Source organism: Ruegeria sp. P10 (genome assembly GCF_056534925.1).
In genome coordinates this window covers 260,712-276,690 of record NZ_JBQERJ010000001.1, presented here as the reverse complement: position 1 = coordinate 276,690, position 15,979 = coordinate 260,712, and the positions used below count along the sequence as shown (strand labels likewise).

Below are 15,979 nucleotides of genomic sequence, written 5' to 3'. Positions count from 1 at the left end.
AATGCTGGAAATCAAGAATCTGCACGTGAAGCTTGAAGAAGAAGACAAGCAGATCCTAAAGGGTGTGGACCTGACGGTTGAAGCCGGCAAGGTACACGCGATCATGGGGCCGAACGGGTCAGGCAAGTCAACACTCAGCTACGTGCTGTCGGGCCGCGACGGGTACGAAGTGACCGAGGGCTCTGCCACGCTGGATGGCGAGGATCTGCTGGAGATGGAACCGGAAGAGCGCGCCGCTGCCGGCGTGTTTCTGGCTTTCCAGTACCCGGTCGAAATTCCGGGGGTGGGCAACATGACCTTCCTGCGCACCGCCGTGAATGCACAGCGCAAGGCGCGGGGTGAGGACGAGCTGTCCGCCGCTGATTTCCTCAAGGAAGTGCGTGCCAAGGCCAAGACGCTGAAGATCGACGCGGATATGCTCAAGCGTCCGGTCAATGTGGGCTTCTCGGGCGGTGAGAAAAAGCGCAATGAAATCCTGCAAATGGCCATGCTGGAACCCAAGATGTGCATCATGGACGAAACCGACTCGGGTCTGGATGTGGATGCGATGAAGCTGGTCGCCGAAGGTGTGAATGCGCTGCGCGATGAAGGTCGCGGGTTCTTGGTCATCACCCATTACCAGCGCCTGCTGGATCACATCAAGCCCGACGTCGTGCACATCATGGCCGATGGCCGCATTGTCAAAACCGGAGGCCCAGATCTGGCGCTCGAGGTTGAAAACAACGGTTATGCCGACATTCTTGCCGAGGTAAACTGATGGCCTTGCCCGAAGTCAAACAAACCGCGACCGAGGCCCGGCTGTCTGCCTTGACCATGCCCGACGCGGGATGCACCCGCGCCGCGCGCGAAGACGCGCTGGCCCGTGTTCTGGAAACTGGTCTGCCCGGACGGCGTGACGAATATTGGAAATACACTCAACCGGACACTCTGGTCTCGCCAGACGCGCCTCCGGCTGCGGTTTTTGCCGATGATGAGCCGTTGATGTTCAGCGGACTCGACCGGCTGAACATCGTCTTCGTGGACGGTGAATTCAGCGCCGAAGAGTCGGACGACCTGACGCTGGAAGGCGTGACCATCGACCGGCTCGAGGATATCTGCTGCAAGGACATTCATTGGGCGAAAGACCTGTATGGCGTGCTTGAGACGCGCGGTCAGTCTCCGGTCCAGCGTCCGCTGGCGGCGCTGAACACGGCTTTTGCGTCGGATGGTGTGGCCATCCATGTCACCGGCAAACCGTCCAAACCGATCAACCTGGTCTATCGTCATGCATCGCCGACCTCGGATGCGATCCTGCACCACGTCATTCGCGTGGAAAGCGGGGCCGAGGCCACCATTCTGGAAACCGGCCCGGCTGCGTCACGCTTCAACAAATGCATGGAGATCGACATCGCCGACAAGGGCACGCTGCACCATGTGCGCGCCCAGGGCAGGGACCATGAACGCCGGGCCGCGACCCATATGTTTACCCGTCTGGGCACGGAGTCTGTCTATAAATCCTTCACTTTGACAGTGAATGGCGTGCTGACCCGCAATGAGCAGGTCGTCGAGCTGACAGGCGATGACGCGGTGGCCCATGTGGCCGGGGCCTGTGTTGGCGATGGAGACTTCCATCATGACGACACGGTTTTCATCACCCATGATGCGGTAAACTGCGAAAGCCGTCAGGTGTTCAAGAAAGTGCTGCGCAACGGGGCGACCGGCGTGTTTCAGGGCAAGATCCTTGTGAAGGAAGGCGCACAGAAAACCGACGGTTACCAGATCAGCCAATCGTTGCTGCTGGATGATGACAGCCAGTTCCTCGCCAAGCCCGAGCTTGAGATCTATGCCGATGACGTGGCGTGTTCGCATGGCTCGACCTCGGGTGCGATCGACGAAACCGCGCTGTTCTATCTGCGGTCCCGTGGCGTGCCGGTCAAGGACGCAACCAATATGCTGACTTTGGCCTTTCTTGCCGAAGCGGTGGATGAGATCGAAGACAGCGCCTTGGCGGAAGAGATCGTAAGCCGTCTGGAAGGGTGGCTAGCGCGTCGTAGCTGATGGCCGTCTCGTCTGACATATTGGCCACATACCGGGGGCCGGGGCGCGTGGTGCGCCGGCTTCTTGAAATGGGTCAGCGGGAAGACAGGGCACTGGTGTTTGTCATGGCGTTTTGCGTTGTGGCCTTTGTCGCGCAAATGCCCAGCCTTGCCCGCAAAGCGCATCTTGAAGGCGTCGAGCTGAACATGCTTCTGGGCGGTGCTTTGCTGGGGTCGGTGTTCATACTGCCGTTGTTTTTCTACACGCTGGCGCTGATTTCCTATTGGGCGGCGCGGATGGCGGGCGGGCAGGGCACTGCTTATGGCGCACGACTTGCCCTGTTCTGGGCGTTGTTGGCATCCGCCCCCCTGGTCTTGTTGAATGGTCTGGTCGCCGGGTTCATAGGGCCCGGGCCTGCTTTGACAATTGTGGGCATCGCCTGGGTTGCTGTTTTTGTCTGGTTCTGGTTATCCGGTCTGAGACAAGTACAAAGGTCCGCTGCATGACTATCAATTCCCTCGGCGCTCTGGCGGTTCTGACGATCAGAAGCCCCGACCAAGCCGCCCGCCAGTTGTTGTCCTTGAAACCGGGGCGGGAAGGGTTGTGGTTGGCCTTTGCGCTGGCAGTGGTTTTGAACTGTCTCGTCCAGTTGGGAATCGATTTGTCGGTCCCCGTGCCGCAAGGTCAGATCGCACCGCCTCCCGAAAGTATCCCCGTTGTTTTGCTGCGATCCGCCGGAGCAATGCTGCTGAGCATCCTTGCGTTCTTCGTCGTCGGAAAAGCAATAGGCGGCAAAGCAAGCTTTGACGATCTGATGGTCCTGACAGTGTGGTTGCAGTTCCTGCAAATCGTCGCCCTTGTCATGACCCTTGTTCTAAGCCTGACGATGCCGTTTCTGATGATGATAATGCTGTTCGCGACGGCGATCCTGAGCCTTTACATCACGCTTCATTTCCTGAACGAAGCGCATCAATTCGGATCCCTTTGGAAGTCCTTCGCCGTAATTCTGTTGTCAGCCCTGATTGCGGTTCCCTTCGTCCTGTATTTAACACCGGCCGCGCCTGTCTAGGAAAACCGTATCATGTATGATGTGCAGAAAATTCGCTCTGACTTTCCGATCCTGTCACGTCAGGTGAATGGCAAGCCGTTGACCTATCTGGACAACGGTGCGTCGGCTCAAAAGCCTCAGGTCGTCATCGATGCGGTGACTCGTGCCTATTCCGAAGAGTATTCGAATGTTCACCGTGGATTGCACTATCTGTCCAATCTGTCGACCGAGAAATACGAAGCTGTTCGGGGGATCATCGCCCGTTTCCTGGGGGCATCGAACGAGGATGAGATCGTTCTGAATTCAGGAACGACCGAAGGGATCAATCTTGTTGCCTATGGCTGGGCCATGCCGCGCCTGGAAGCCGGGGATGAGATCGTCCTGAGCGTCATGGAGCATCACGCCAACATCGTGCCCTGGCATTTCCTGAGGGAACGGCAGGGCGTTGTTCTGAAGTGGGTGGATGTGGACGCTGACGGGGGGCTGGATCCGCAGGCGGTAATCGATGCGATCGGCCCGAAAACCAAACTTGTGGCCGTGACGCAATGTTCCAATGTTCTGGGTACCGTCGTGGATGTCAAAGCCATCACCGAAGGTGCACATGCCAGGGGCGTCCCGGTGCTGGTTGATGGCAGTCAGGGCGCGGTGCATATGCCGGTGAACGTGCAGGACATCGGTTGCGACTTTTACGCCATCACCGGCCACAAGCTGTATGGCCCGTCGGGGTCGGGTGCGATCTACATCAAGTCCGAACGCATGGCCGAGATGCGCCCCTTTGTCGGTGGCGGTGACATGATCAAAGAGGTCAGCAAGGATCAGGTGATCTACAACGACCCGCCGATGAAGTTCGAGGCCGGAACACCCGGCATTGTCCAAACCATCGGCCTGGGCGTTGCGCTGGAATACATGATGGATTTGGGAATGGACAACATTGCCGCCCATGAATCCGGCCTGCGGGACTATGCCATGCAGCGCCTGAATGGTCTCAACTGGCTTCAGGTTCAGGGCACGCGGCCAGACAAGGCAGCCATCTTCAGCTTTACGCTGGACGGGGCCGGCCATGCCCATGATGTATCTACGATTCTGGACAAAAAAGGGGTTGCCGTCCGCGCCGGGCATCACTGTGCGGGCCCGCTTATGGATCACCTGGGCGTCACGGCGACCTGCCGTGCCAGCTTTGGTCTCTACAACACGACGGATGAGGTCGACACACTGATCGAAGCGCTTGAATTGGCGCATGATCTTTTCGCCTGATTTTGGTTTCAAAGAGGGTGCAACAATCACGATTTTCAGTTGCACCCGGATTGGAACAAGGTTAGCTAACGGCCAAGGCACCTGTAGCTCAGCTGGATAGAGCGCTGCCCTCCGAAGGCAGAGGCCAGAGGTTCGAATCCTCTCAGGTGCGCCACCATCGCTATATTTCTAAGGTTTATTGGGCAAAGCAGGAACTTCTGCACCAAATTGAGAGAAGTTCCCGGGCCGCATAGCTATCGCTAATGAAGGACAAGGGTCTTGCGCTGCTCCGGGGATATGCCGCAGCATAGCGTTATTCAACATCTGCCCCGGTCAAGCGCTTCTTTAGTTTTCGCGTTTTCGGTTTCCAGCGCCCGAAGCATCTTGGCTTCCAACAGTTCCAACCCGCATCTGCTGTTGAAACTATGAAAGGTGCCCTGGCTGATCCCCTCTCGGGATATTTTCCATGCGAATACCCTTTCGGGCCATGGATAGTGTCTGCACGCCTCCGTTTTTCGCCTGCTTGCCACCACGCAAACAATCCTGACAATCATTTTGAGGCTTAACCCCTCAAGCAGTGGTCTTTTTGATGTACACTTTCCGAACGAGGCTGGCGCGCGTCAGCTCAAATGGAGGAAGGAATGTGAAAGTCATCTCTTCAAATAAGAAGCTGATAATCGTTGTCGTGATTGTAGCACTATTGGGTAGCGCGATTACCGGGGTTTCAGCTTCAAGCGTTTTAGGATGGATCTTGGTCGCCGTAATTCTGGCGTTTATCCTTGGAAAGCTGACCGATGATGAAGAACCCGAAAGCGATGATGATTCAGAAAGCGACAATGCTTCCGGTTCCAGTGTTCCCGCTGACGTCGGCGATGAAAAGTCTCGTGAGACCAACAATTCCACTGCGGCGACAGCATCCAGCAATGACACCGGAGGCGGTGATGCCGGCGGCGGAGGGGGAGACGCGGGGATGTAACTGGCCGCCCCCGTCAAACCCCTGTCATATAAGCCGAGATCGCGAAGTCGCTGTCTTAGCCGCGCCAGGTGCGGACGACACCGCAGTCCATATGCACGAAATTGGACCCGTTATATTGACCGACACCGCCGGCCCGGCATGACATAGCAGCCTTAGCCATCTGCGAGACGGAGCGGGAAGACAGGCGCAGGTCTGCCGCTTGTCCCTTCATATGAAGCGACTTCCGGGCAACGCCGCGAGAGCGGGCGCGGAGCATGGCGTTGGTCTGGGGGGAGCGATAGCCCGACAGCAACATGTAAGGTTCGTTGACATCCAGAAGGTTGTGTGATGCCGCCATGATATCAATCGTGCGTAAATCGATGGATTTTACGTGATCCGTGCGCCAATCGCGCATGAAATGGTTCACTTCTTTGACTGCGTCCTTGATATACTTACCATCGACCCAATAAATCATGTCCAACCGTTCGCCCGTGCGACCGGAATACATGCGAATGCGACGGATATCGCCGCCGCCGCGCAAAAAGCCTGCTGCTTTGGAGTAGGTGGGTGCTGCTGCGACTGCTGTTGCTGCAAACGCACCCAATAGGGCACGTCGGGTCAAGCCCGAGGAACTGCTCTTGGTCATTTTGGTTCGTCCCGTACTGTTCCTGCCTGCGCACGATGTTACGCGCGCTGTCTTAATTTTTTCCCATCCCAGATGCGGAATTTATGACACAATCGGATTCGACGGCCAAGAAGTGTTTCATAGGCACCTTTTTAAGGGGGAATTTTCGGCAGATTTTTGCGCAAATGTCACAGCCGAGCACAGAATATTTGCAGGTGTGGGCTGCACATCACCGGGCCGATGCAAACGCGCATCAGACGCCAACAGAAGCAATTCGGTAAGGAATTTGTGAATAGACAAGTCTGCGCAGCCAAACTCATAGTTGTTCGACGCACATATCACCAACCAAGCCATTGATTCCAAGGCCATCCAATGCTTTCTGTATTCCGAACCTGTACCAGTATCCTGCTTGCCGGCTGTTTTGCGGCCACTGCGAGTATGGCAAACACCACTTCTGAACCTGCGCACAACACGGCGTTTCAGATGGCCGTTGCAGAACATACCCCACGGGAATCGCAGATCGCAGAGTTTTACCGGACAACCGGGTTTTCGCCGATTTGGGTGGGTGAATCCGATGAGCATATGCAACGCCGGGCCGCATTGATCCAGGCACTGTCACATGCGCATCTGCACGGTCTGCCAAGGGCCGATGCGACAGTTTCATCCTTGATGCAGAAAATGCAGGATGCACGCTCGACACGCGATCTTGGCGCCGTTGAAGCGGAACTGAGCCGGGTTTTTGTGGATTTTGCCGACGCATTGTACTCGGGTTTTATTCGGCCCGGAAACATCGACGACGGGCTTGTTCGGTCGGTGGATCGTCGCAGCGCGGCCGAGCATCTGAACGCCCTGAACACACATGGCGCCGCGTATCTTGCGCAATTGGCTCCTCAAACCCGTCAGTACCGGGCTCTGATGAAACAGAAGCTGGCGCTTCAGGATTTGGTAGATCAAGGCGGTTGGGGGGCGACAGTTCCGGAAACTAAGTTGGAATTCGGGGATACCGGGCCCAATGTCGTGAAGCTTCGCAATCGGCTGGTGTTAATGGGCTACATGAAACCATCGGCCAGCCCGTCGTTCGACGCCGCGTTGCTGGAAGGGGTCAGGGCCTTTCAAATCGCGCATGGGTTGGAACCCGATGGCGTTGCAGGCAAGGGCACGATTGCCGAGTTGAATCGCCCCGCCGTGGACCGGCTCAAGGCTGTTTATGTCGCTTTGGAACGGGAGCGCTGGCTGCCTCGGGAACGCGGCGCACGTCATATCCTTGTCAACCAGACAGATTTTTCGGCAAAGATCGTGGATGACGGGCAAGTCACCTTTGAAACCCGTGCGGTGATCGGCAAGAACACGCATGATCGCCGCAGCCCAGAGTTCTCGGATGTTATGGAACATATGGTGATAAACCCCAGCTGGTATGTTCCGCGCTCGATCATCACCAAGGAATACCTGCCGAAGCTGAAAGCGAACCCCAACGCGGTCGGTCATATTCAGATCACGGACAGCAGGGGGCGGCAGGTCAATCGCGGGGCGGTTGATTTCAATCAGTTCACCGCGCGAAGCTTTCCTTTTGCGATGCGCCAGCCGCCCAGCAAAAGCAATGCTTTGGGGCTGGTCAAGTTCATGTTCCCCAACAAGTACAATATCTATCTGCATGATACGCCTCAGAAAAACCTGTTCGCGCGCGAGGTGCGGGCGTTCTCGCACGGCTGCATCCGGCTGGCGCAGCCTTTCGAATTTGCATATGCGTTGCTGGCCAAACAGGAAGAGGACCCCAAGGCATTCTTTCATCGTGTTCTGAGCACGGGAAAGGAAACCAAGGTCAATTTGGAACAAACAGTTCCGGTTCATCTGATCTATCGAACGGCATATGTCGGGCCAAAAGGCGAGGTGCAGTATCGCCGTGATGTCTATGGCCGGGACGGCAAGATTTGGGAGGCCCTGCAAAAGGCAGGGGTGGCCCTGCCGGACGTTCAGAGTTAAGCACAGGGCAAATCCTGCCAAAAGGAAGCCCGAGATGCAGTTTACCATTCAACAAATCGCCGACGCTTTGGGTGCTGAATGCCAAGGCGACGGTGGCCTGACGATCGTGCGGGCGGCCGAACCGGGCGATGCTGACCCAACCGATCTGGCCATGGCCATGTCTCCGAAATACGCCGAAGCGCTTTCGAAAGGGCGCGCGCGCGCCGCCGTTCTGTGGGAGGGCGCGGATTGGCAGGACATGGGGTTGCGCGCGGCCATATTCGTGAAGCGTCCGCGCATGGCGATGGCGGGGATCACCTCAATGCTGGATCGCGGGCAAGGGATTGAACCGGGCATTCATCCTTCCGCAGTGATCGATCCAACGGCCGAAATTGGACCAGATGTGGCGATAGGACCTCTGACTGTTGTTGGTGCTCGGGCGCGAATAGGTTCGGGCTCGGTCATCGGAGCACACTGCGTGGTGGGAATGGACGCCATTCTTGGCGAACAGGCCCTGTTGCGTGAAATGGTCAGCATTGGCGCGCGCGCACAAATCGGGGATCGGTTCATCGCGCAGCCCGGTGCAAGGATTGGTAGTGACGGGTTCAGTTTCGTGACCCCCGAGGTTTCTGGCGCTGAGAACGCACGCAAAACGTTGGGCGATCAGGGCGACGCCAAGGCCCAAAGTTGGCTCCGTATCCATTCTTTGGGCGCGGTTGAGATCGGTGATGATGTCGAGGTTGGCGCCAATTGCACTGTCGATAATGGAACAATTCGCAACACGCGGATCGGTGATGGCACCAAGCTGGATAATCTTGTCCATGTCGGGCACAACACCCGCGTCGGGCGGGATTGTCTGCTGTGCGGTCAGACAGGTGTCTCCGGCTCGGTCGAGATCGGCAACAACGTCGTTCTGGGTGGTCAGACCGGAGTGGTCGACAATATTTTCATAGGAGACGGCGTTATTTCGGGTGGGGGCACGAAGATTCTGTCAAATGTGCCCGCCGGGCGCGTGATCATGGGGTATCCGGGCATCAAAATGGAGACCCACACCGATGTCTACAAGGCGCAGCGCCGACTGCCCCGAATGGCACGCGACGTTGAGGCATTGAAAAAGGCTGTTTTCAAACAGACCCCAAGCGATTAAATCATCGTCAAACTGAAAATCAGGGGATCGACATGAGCATCAGCGACCGCGTCATCGCAATCATTGCAGAGCAGGCCGTGCTGGAGCCATCGGATGTGACGCCCGAAAGCACGCTGGAAGATCTGGGAATCGACAGCCTTGGTCTGGTGGAAAGCATATTCGCCATCGAGGAAGAGTTCGACATTTCAATTCCGTTCAACGCCAATGAGCCCGAGGCCAACGATTTTGACATATCCAATGTCGCTGCGATCATTTCCGGGATCGAAAAGCTCGTGTCGGAAAAGGTCTGACTGACGCTCATGAAACGTGTTGTCATTACCGGCGCAGGTACGATCAATTCACTGGGCCATTCGGTTCCTGACACGCTGGAAGCCATGCGCGAAGGCCGTTGCGGCATCTCGGAACTGGAATTTCGGGACGTTGATCGGTTGGCCATCAAGATCGGCGGGCAGGTTCGCGGCTTTGAGGCTGAAGGTCGGTTCAACCGTCAGCAGATGTCGCTGTATGACCGGTTCACTCAGTTCACTCTGACCGCCGCCAAAGAGGCCATCGATCAGTCCGGCATCGAGTTTCACGGAGAGTTGGCCGCAAAATCAGGTGTTGTTCTGGGGACCGCCGGCGGTGGCGTATCGACTTGGGATGACAATTATCGCTCGGTTTATGAGGACGGAAAGAATCGGGTACACCCGTTTGTTGTTCCCAAACTCATGAACAATGCGGCGGCCAGCCATGTTTCCATGGAACACAACCTCAAAGGCCCCAGCTTCACCGTGTCGACTGCCTGTGCGTCCTCGAACCATGCCATGTCGCAGGCCTTTCAGATGGTCCGAAGCGGCATGGCCCCGGTCATGATCACAGGCGGGTCCGAATCCATGTTGTGCTTTGGAGGCGTCAAGGCCTGGGAAGGGTTGCGCGTCATGTCCAAGGATGCGTGCCGACCGTTCAGCGCCAATCGCAACGGAATGGTACAGGGCGAAGGGGCCGGGGTCTTTGTTTTCGAGGAATACGAACACGCCCGCGCCCGTGGCGCCGTGATCATGTGCGAAGTCGTTGGTTTTGCCATGTCATCGGATGCGGCCGATATCGTGATGCCCAGCAAGCAAGGGGCTTCACGGGCCATGTCAGGTGCCTTGGCTGATGCCAGATTGAATGCAAGCGATGTGGGTTATATCAACGCGCATGGCACCGGGACGGCTGCGAATGACAAAACCGAATGTGCCGCCGTGGCGGATGTTTTCGGGCCCCATGCTGACGACCTGATGATATCGTCGACCAAATCCATGCATGGTCACCTGATTGGTGGAACCGGTGCGGTGGAACTGTTGGCATGTATCATGGCGCTGCGGGACGGTGTGATCGCACCCACCATCGGATACGAGGAACCCGATCCGGAATGCGCGCTTGATGTTGTGCCGAACGAAGCTCGGGAAGCCAAAGTTGACGTCGCGCTCAGCAATGCGTTTGCCTTTGGCGGGCTGAATGCGGTTTTGGCGCTGAAGCGGGTTTAGCGAACAACGTACGAAACAAGGCCGCCGCATTCAGAGCGGCCTTTGTCTGCGATCTGTCAGTTTTGCAGGACTTCCAGCTGATCGTAGCCACTGGTAAATCCAGCCAGCGACATTTCGATTTGCAAAAGTTGGCTCGGGGCCAGAATTGACACCAGCGAGATTGTTGCCTCACTGCCCGCTTTCATGGCGTCTATATCGCCTTGCGTAAAGCCCAATTGCGCGACGCAGCCTACCGGGTTGCAGTGATGATAGTTGTATCTTTTACCCGGTGCGCCGTCTATGGACACAGCAATTTGTGCTTGCAGCATGGTCTCCAGCGGCACAGTCAACCTAGCTCCGGCAACGGCCTCTGCTCCTTCGGGAAGCTTGTTGATCGAGATTTCCGCAATCGGCTGGCCCTCGGCGCCGGAAAGAACTTGACGCAGCAGGCAAGGATCTTCGCCGTCTTCGGTCCGTAGACAGGTTATATTCCAAGCACCGCTTGTTTCTTTGACGTATTGCTCGCCGATACGTGGGCCAGTCTCTCCCAGATCCAGTTCTTGCGCGGCTTCGGTTTGGGCGGGCTCGGCCTGCTGCGGGCTTTCGTCGTTGGCCTCTTGGGCATAGACTGCGCTGCTAAGAAAGGCGACGGCCACTGTATTTGCGGTTAGAAGTTGCTTGATCATGAATGCCTCGACTTGATGCTTGAGCTTTTTGCTTCGTTTAACACTCTTCTGATCTGGTGTCAGGCACTAACAGAACGGCTGGTCTGAACGTGAACGGATTCTTGCCAGAACACCAGAAACCAACTGCCCTGAGACAGAAAAAGAGAGCTGCATAAGCCAGCTCTCTTTTCCAAAAGGTTCTCCCCGTCGGACTGGCCGACTTATTTATGCGCAAACCCTACGAGAGGGTCGCAGACGGGTCAACAGCTATCCTCAAATTTTAATACTGCGGTCAGAGCTTTGAAACCATTTTTGAACCTGCAAAAAAGCCGTGCCCGAAGGCACGGCCAGTCGACAGGGAGGAAGTCTGCCCCACGTGAAGGAAACAAACGCGGGGCAAATTGACTATCGCAGTCAAAGGTTAACTTTGTATGCTGGTCACGGATCGGTGAAACATAAGGCAATGTTAATGGGCAAGAATATATTTTTGGGTGGCGGAGGCGAAGGCTATGGCCAGCCGCAGGAACTGGCACTGAAATATGCCAACCGCCATGGGCTGATTGCCGGCGCCACTGGGACCGGTAAGACCGTAACGTTGCAAATCCTCGCGGAAGGGTTTTCCCAAGCCGGAGTTCCGGTGTTTCTGTCCGATGTCAAAGGTGATCTGTCGGGCCTGGCTTTGCCCGGAAGCGACGCGCAAAAACTGCATCAGGCATTTATGGATCGTACCAAACGCATAGGGTTCGACGATTTTGCTTATTCCGCCTGCCCCGTTACGTTCTGGGATCTTTTTGGTGAACAGGGCCATCCAGTGCGGACGACGGTCACTGAAATGGGCCCGTTGCTGCTGTCCCGGTTGATGGAATTGAGCGAAGCGCAGGAAGGTATCCTGAACATCGCGTTCCGCGTGGCCGATGAAGAGGGAATGCCTCTTCTGGATCTCAAAGACCTTCAGGCGCTGCTGGTCTGGATCGGCGAGAACCGGGCCCAGCTTTCATTGCGATATGGCAATGTATCGACATCTTCGATCGGTGCGATCCAGCGGCGATTGCTGGTATTGGAAAACCAGGGTGGAACAAAACTGTTTGGCGAACCCGCGCTGGATCTGTCCGATCTGATGCGCACCGATGAAAACGGGCAGGGGATGGTGAACATCCTTGCTTCGGACAAACTGATGGCAGCGCCACGGCTTTATGCGACATTCCTGCTGTGGCTGCTGAGCGAATTGTTTGAGGAGCTTCCCGAAGTCGGTGATCCTGACAAACCCAAGCTGGTGTTCTTCTTCGACGAGGCGCATCTGTTGTTTGACGGCGCTCCGAAAGTGTTGGTGGACAAGGTTGAACAGGTTGCGCGCCTGATCCGGTCCAAAGGGGTGGGTGTCTATTTCATCACCCAGAATCCCGCCGATATTCCCGAGGATATTCTGGGGCAGTTGGGCAATCGCGTTCAACACGCTTTGCGGGCCTTCACGGCGCGTGACCGAAAGAACCTGCGTCTGGCGGCGGAAACCTATCGCGAAAACCCCGCCTTTGACACCGAAGCCGCAATTCGCGAGGTGGGCGTTGGTGAGGCTGTCACGTCGATGCTGCAGAAAAAAGGTGTTCCCGGAATTGTCGAGCGCACATTGATTCGTCCGCCGGGTTCCCAGTTGGGGCCCATTTCTGATGCGCAGCGGAGGGCCATTCTCGATGCCTCGCCGATGGCGTCTAAATATGACGATAGTATTGATCGAAAATCGGCCTTTGAAATCCTCCAGGCTCGGGCCGAGGCGGCCGCCAAGGCCGCTGAACAGGCAGAGGCCGATGAAGTTCTAGAGGCACAATCACCGATGGAACGAGAGTATTCTTCGGCTCGCAGATATTCGGGAAGCCGGGTCGGCAGATCCTCGTCCCGGGTGCAACGGCGGAAAGACACGTTTGCATCGGCGATGACCGACGCAGTTATCAAAGAACTGAAAGGAACGACCGGACGCCGAATCGTTCGTGGTATTCTGGGTGGATTGTTCCGCAACAGATGACGGAACGGCGCCCATCACGGGCGCCGCAATGTTTACTTCAGACGACGCTGGCCTTCCTGACGGCAGTAGGCGTCAGCCTCCGGCACGGACATTTTCGAAGCCGGGAAGTCAATCGCCCGGTCCCAGGTCACCCGGTCGTGACGATATAGCTGACAGGTTACGACACCTTTGGGCGTTTGAACTTTGACGGGAGTTGTTTCAAGTTCTTCCGGAGTGGGAATGCAGGCGGTTGTTACAATGGCAACAACCGGAAATAGAAGCAGTGTCTTGAACCGTGGTGCTTTCATTTTTGACTCTTTTCAAAACGTGTAAATGATCGTTACAGATCGGCGTAGACGGATGTGAGTGCCGGCGACATACCGCAAAAAGAAATCACTGCGGTGTGTCCGTTTATTCAAAAAATCGTTAAGAATCAAGAAACCGCGCCGGATAAGAGGCGCGGTTTCGCATATTGAAGGTGGAAGCGATCTATTTCTCTGGGATCAGCCCTCTTGGGCTGAATCTGAGAACAATCAACAGGATCAGACCCATCGTGAACAGACGCATATGTGCGGCGCTGTCCAACAGGTGGACTTTCAATGCACTTCCGTCCGGCAAGCCGGCGGTAATGACATTCATCAGCCACAAGCCGATCGGTTCAACCTGAACCCACAGGAACCAGATGAGGAATGCGCCCAGAACGGCCCCGAAGTTGTTGCCCGAACCACCCACGATCACCATCACCCAGACCAGAAAGGTAAAGCGCAGCGGTTGATACGCGCTTGGCGTCAACTGGCCGTCCAGCGTTGTCATCATCGCACCCGCGATACCGCAAACAGCCGAACCCAGTACGAATATTTGCAGATGACGACGGGTGACATCCTTGCCCATGGCCTCAGCCGCCACTTCATTGTCACGGATTGCGCGCATCATCCGGCCCCACGGGCTCTTCAGCGCCATCTGAGCCATCCAGAGTAGAACCAGAAGCACAATCAGGAACAGCAGCGAATAACCGAGTTTGACCGAAAGGGTGGATGCGGTGACGGGGTCCAACCCCAACCATTCGGCCCGCGCCAGAAAGGCCGGGTCGTTCTGCAAATCCACTTCGTAGCCCACAACAGGGGACGGGCGTGGGATGCCGTAGACATTCTTGACGCCCCGGGCCAGCCAGTCTTCGTTTTTCATGACCGCGACAATGATTTCGGCGATACCCAATGTGGCAATCGCCAGATAATCCGAGCGAAGGCCCAGCGCCGTTTTACCGATCAGCCACGCAGCACCCGCCGCCAGCAAACCACCGGCCGGCCAGGCCAGCAGAACCGGCAGATTCAAACCGCCAATATTGCCGGCAATCGCCGGGTCGATGGCCTCGACCGCCGCAATGCTGGGATCGAACACCGCGCGATAGACAAAAAAGCCCACGACAAGAACGGCGATGATCGTCAGGGTTTGCGCACGGCCTTTCGGCAGTTTCGTTGCCACCAGAACGGCGGCAACCACTGTCGCGGCACCCAGCAGCAAAGACAGAACGATGCCATAACCTCCGGCAGCCCAGGCACCGGGCGTGGGCGGCGTTGAAACCAGTACGACGGCCAGACCGCCCAGTGCGACAAAGCCCATCACGCCCACATTGAACAGACCGGCAAATCCCCATTGCAGGTTTACACCGATCGCCATGATGGCGGAAATCAGCCCCATATTCAGGATCAGGATCGCGGTGTTCCAGCTTTGCGTGAAACCGGTCAACAGGATCAGGCCGCCGACCATTGCGAAGAGCAGCGTGTTTTTGACAGAGTCGGTCATACGGCCTTTCCCTTGAAAAGTCCCGTGGGCTTGAACAGAAGCACGATCAGCAGGATGACAAAGCTGACCGCGAATTTGTAATCGGTCGAAAGAAGTTGCACCAAACCTGACGGCGCCAGACTTTCGGGCGACACATAGGTCAGCACCTTCTTCCAGGCGTATGTTATCGTCACTTCGGAAAACGCGATGATAAACCCGCCTGCGATGGCGCCCAGAGGATTGCCCAAACCACCCACGATGGCCGAGGCAAAGATCGGCAGCAGAAGCTGGAAATAGACGAAGGGTTTGAAGCTTTTGTCCAGCCCGTAAAGTACGCCAGCAGTTGTGGCCAGCGCCGCAACGATGATCCATGTGATCATCACCACACGTTCCGGGTTGATGCCTGACAGCAGCGCCAGATCCTCGTTGTCCGAATAGGCCCGCATCGACTTGCCTGTGCGCGTCTTGTTCAGAAACCAAAACAGCAGCGCCACGGCAACAACGGCCACGATCACCGTGATACCTTGCGACGTCTTGATGGCCAGACCCTCGCGCAGACCGGTCATCGCCTTGAAGTCGCGCGCCGAAACAATGAACCGAGCCCCATCCGAGAACCTTTGGTCATCTGGCCCGATGATAAACCGGACAAGGCCGTTCATGATGAACATCACGCCCATGGAAACGATCACCAGAATAACGGGCTTCGCCTTTTGGTCACGGTAGAATTTGTAGACCAGCCTGTCGGTGATCAGCACCAGCACGATACAGCCCAGTATGGCAAAGGGCAGGGCGAGCAGGGCGGTTGGCAGCGGTCCAAAGCTGATCCCGGCGGCCTGCAACCCCCATGTGACCAGCACGGCGATCATCGCGCCAAAGGCCATTGTGTCGCCATGGGCAAAGTTCGAAAATCGCAGAATGCCGTAGATCAGGGTCACGCCAAGCGCGCCCAACGCCAGTTGACTGCCATAAGCGACCGCAGGCACCAACACAAAATTCGCAAGCGCAACAAGCGCGTTGAGTAGATCCATTATTTATTCTCACTGTCCGGGTGCGGTCTTATGACATG

At 56.6% G+C, this 15,979-nt stretch carries 16 protein-coding genes and 1 tRNA gene; 12 read left to right on the top strand and 5 right to left on the bottom strand.

Translation table 11 applies throughout. The features are described from left to right. Position 1 precedes the first annotated feature (1 nt). From sufC to ACR0FB_RS01375, 7 genes are all read left to right on the top strand, one after another. Positions 2–757 carry a Fe-S cluster assembly ATPase SufC gene (gene sufC / locus ACR0FB_RS01405; protein WP_152458012.1) on the top strand — a complete coding sequence of 252 codons (756 nt, stop codon included), beginning with the start codon at positions 2–4 and terminating at the stop codon, positions 755–757. Further along, a complete protein-coding gene (locus ACR0FB_RS01400) occupies positions 757–2,037 on the top strand; it encodes a SufB/SufD family protein (protein WP_171723256.1) in 1,281 nt (426 codons plus the stop codon). Before sufC ends, ACR0FB_RS01400 begins: the two co-directional genes overlap by 1 nt. Continuing rightward, complete coding sequence (locus ACR0FB_RS01395) at positions 2,037–2,522, top strand: YIP1 family protein (protein WP_171723257.1); 486 nt, start codon at positions 2,037–2,039, stop codon at positions 2,520–2,522. The genes ACR0FB_RS01400 and ACR0FB_RS01395 overlap by 1 nt, the downstream gene beginning before the upstream one ends. After that, positions 2,519–3,085: a YIP1 family protein gene (locus tag ACR0FB_RS01390; protein WP_171632402.1), complete on the top strand. Its 567-nt coding sequence runs from the start codon at positions 2,519–2,521 to the stop codon at positions 3,083–3,085. Before ACR0FB_RS01395 ends, ACR0FB_RS01390 begins: the two co-directional genes overlap by 4 nt. A gap of 12 nt (positions 3,086–3,097) precedes the next feature. Beyond that, complete coding sequence (locus ACR0FB_RS01385) at positions 3,098–4,318, top strand: cysteine desulfurase (protein ID WP_152458008.1); 1,221 nt, start codon at positions 3,098–3,100, stop codon at positions 4,316–4,318. Positions 4,319–4,395: 77 nt separating this feature from the next. Next, positions 4,396–4,472 (top strand) — tRNA-Arg (locus ACR0FB_RS01380). 468 nt (positions 4,473–4,940) lie between these two features. Then, entirely contained in the window at positions 4,941–5,273 is a 333-nt protein-coding gene (locus ACR0FB_RS01375; protein ID WP_480619402.1) for a hypothetical protein, read from the top strand. A 55-nt stretch (positions 5,274–5,328) separates the two neighbouring features. Here the strand turns inward: ACR0FB_RS01375 and mepK are convergent, their stop codons facing one another. Beyond that, positions 5,329–5,898, bottom strand: a complete 570-nt coding sequence (gene mepK, locus ACR0FB_RS01370; protein ID WP_171632409.1) for a peptidoglycan L,D-endopeptidase MepK — start codon at positions 5,896–5,898, stop codon at positions 5,329–5,331. A gap of 417 nt (positions 5,899–6,315) precedes the next feature. Between mepK and ACR0FB_RS01365 the strand changes: the two genes are divergently transcribed. From ACR0FB_RS01365 to ACR0FB_RS01350, 4 genes are read left to right on the top strand one after another with little or no spacing between them, the layout of a single operon-like run. Then, positions 6,316–7,857, top strand: a complete 1,542-nt coding sequence (locus ACR0FB_RS01365; protein WP_480619400.1) for a L,D-transpeptidase family protein — start codon at positions 6,316–6,318, stop codon at positions 7,855–7,857. Between the two features lie 34 nt (positions 7,858–7,891). Further along, entirely contained in the window at positions 7,892–8,983 is a 1,092-nt protein-coding gene (gene lpxD / locus ACR0FB_RS01360) for a UDP-3-O-(3-hydroxymyristoyl)glucosamine N-acyltransferase (protein ID WP_171632414.1), read from the top strand. Between the two features lie 32 nt (positions 8,984–9,015). After that, on the top strand, positions 9,016–9,273 hold the full coding sequence (locus ACR0FB_RS01355) for an acyl carrier protein (RefSeq protein ID WP_171723262.1): 258 nt from the start codon (positions 9,016–9,018) through the stop codon (positions 9,271–9,273). Between the two features lie 9 nt (positions 9,274–9,282). After that, complete coding sequence (locus tag ACR0FB_RS01350) at positions 9,283–10,491, top strand: beta-ketoacyl-[acyl-carrier-protein] synthase family protein (RefSeq protein ID WP_480490193.1); 1,209 nt, start codon at positions 9,283–9,285, stop codon at positions 10,489–10,491. A gap of 56 nt (positions 10,492–10,547) precedes the next feature. On the opposite strand, the gene ACR0FB_RS01345 is transcribed toward ACR0FB_RS01350, so the two are convergent. Continuing rightward, positions 10,548–11,156, bottom strand: a complete 609-nt coding sequence (locus ACR0FB_RS01345; protein WP_480619399.1) for an invasion associated locus B family protein — start codon at positions 11,154–11,156, stop codon at positions 10,548–10,550. Positions 11,157–11,604: 448 nt separating this feature from the next. Between ACR0FB_RS01345 and ACR0FB_RS01340 the strand changes: the two genes are divergently transcribed. Further along, a complete protein-coding gene (locus tag ACR0FB_RS01340) occupies positions 11,605–13,152 on the top strand; it encodes a helicase HerA-like domain-containing protein (protein ID WP_480619398.1) in 1,548 nt (515 codons plus the stop codon). A 32-nt stretch (positions 13,153–13,184) separates the two neighbouring features. Here ACR0FB_RS01340 and ACR0FB_RS01335 read toward each other — a convergent pair whose 3' ends face one another. From ACR0FB_RS01335 to ACR0FB_RS01325, 3 genes are all read right to left on the bottom strand, one after another. Continuing rightward, positions 13,185–13,439 (bottom strand): hypothetical protein, encoded by a 255-nt coding sequence (locus ACR0FB_RS01335; protein ID WP_171115893.1) that lies wholly within the window; start codon positions 13,437–13,439, stop codon positions 13,185–13,187. A gap of 181 nt (positions 13,440–13,620) precedes the next feature. Continuing rightward, the gene (locus ACR0FB_RS01330; RefSeq protein WP_480619396.1) at positions 13,621–14,934 is read right to left on the bottom strand and encodes a branched-chain amino acid ABC transporter permease; all 1,314 of its coding nucleotides are present in this window, start codon (positions 14,932–14,934) and stop codon (positions 13,621–13,623) included. Then, positions 14,931–15,941, bottom strand: a complete 1,011-nt coding sequence (locus ACR0FB_RS01325; protein WP_480490187.1) for a branched-chain amino acid ABC transporter permease — start codon at positions 15,939–15,941, stop codon at positions 14,931–14,933. The genes ACR0FB_RS01330 and ACR0FB_RS01325 overlap by 4 nt, the downstream gene beginning before the upstream one ends. Positions 15,942–15,979: the final 38 nt, after the last annotated feature.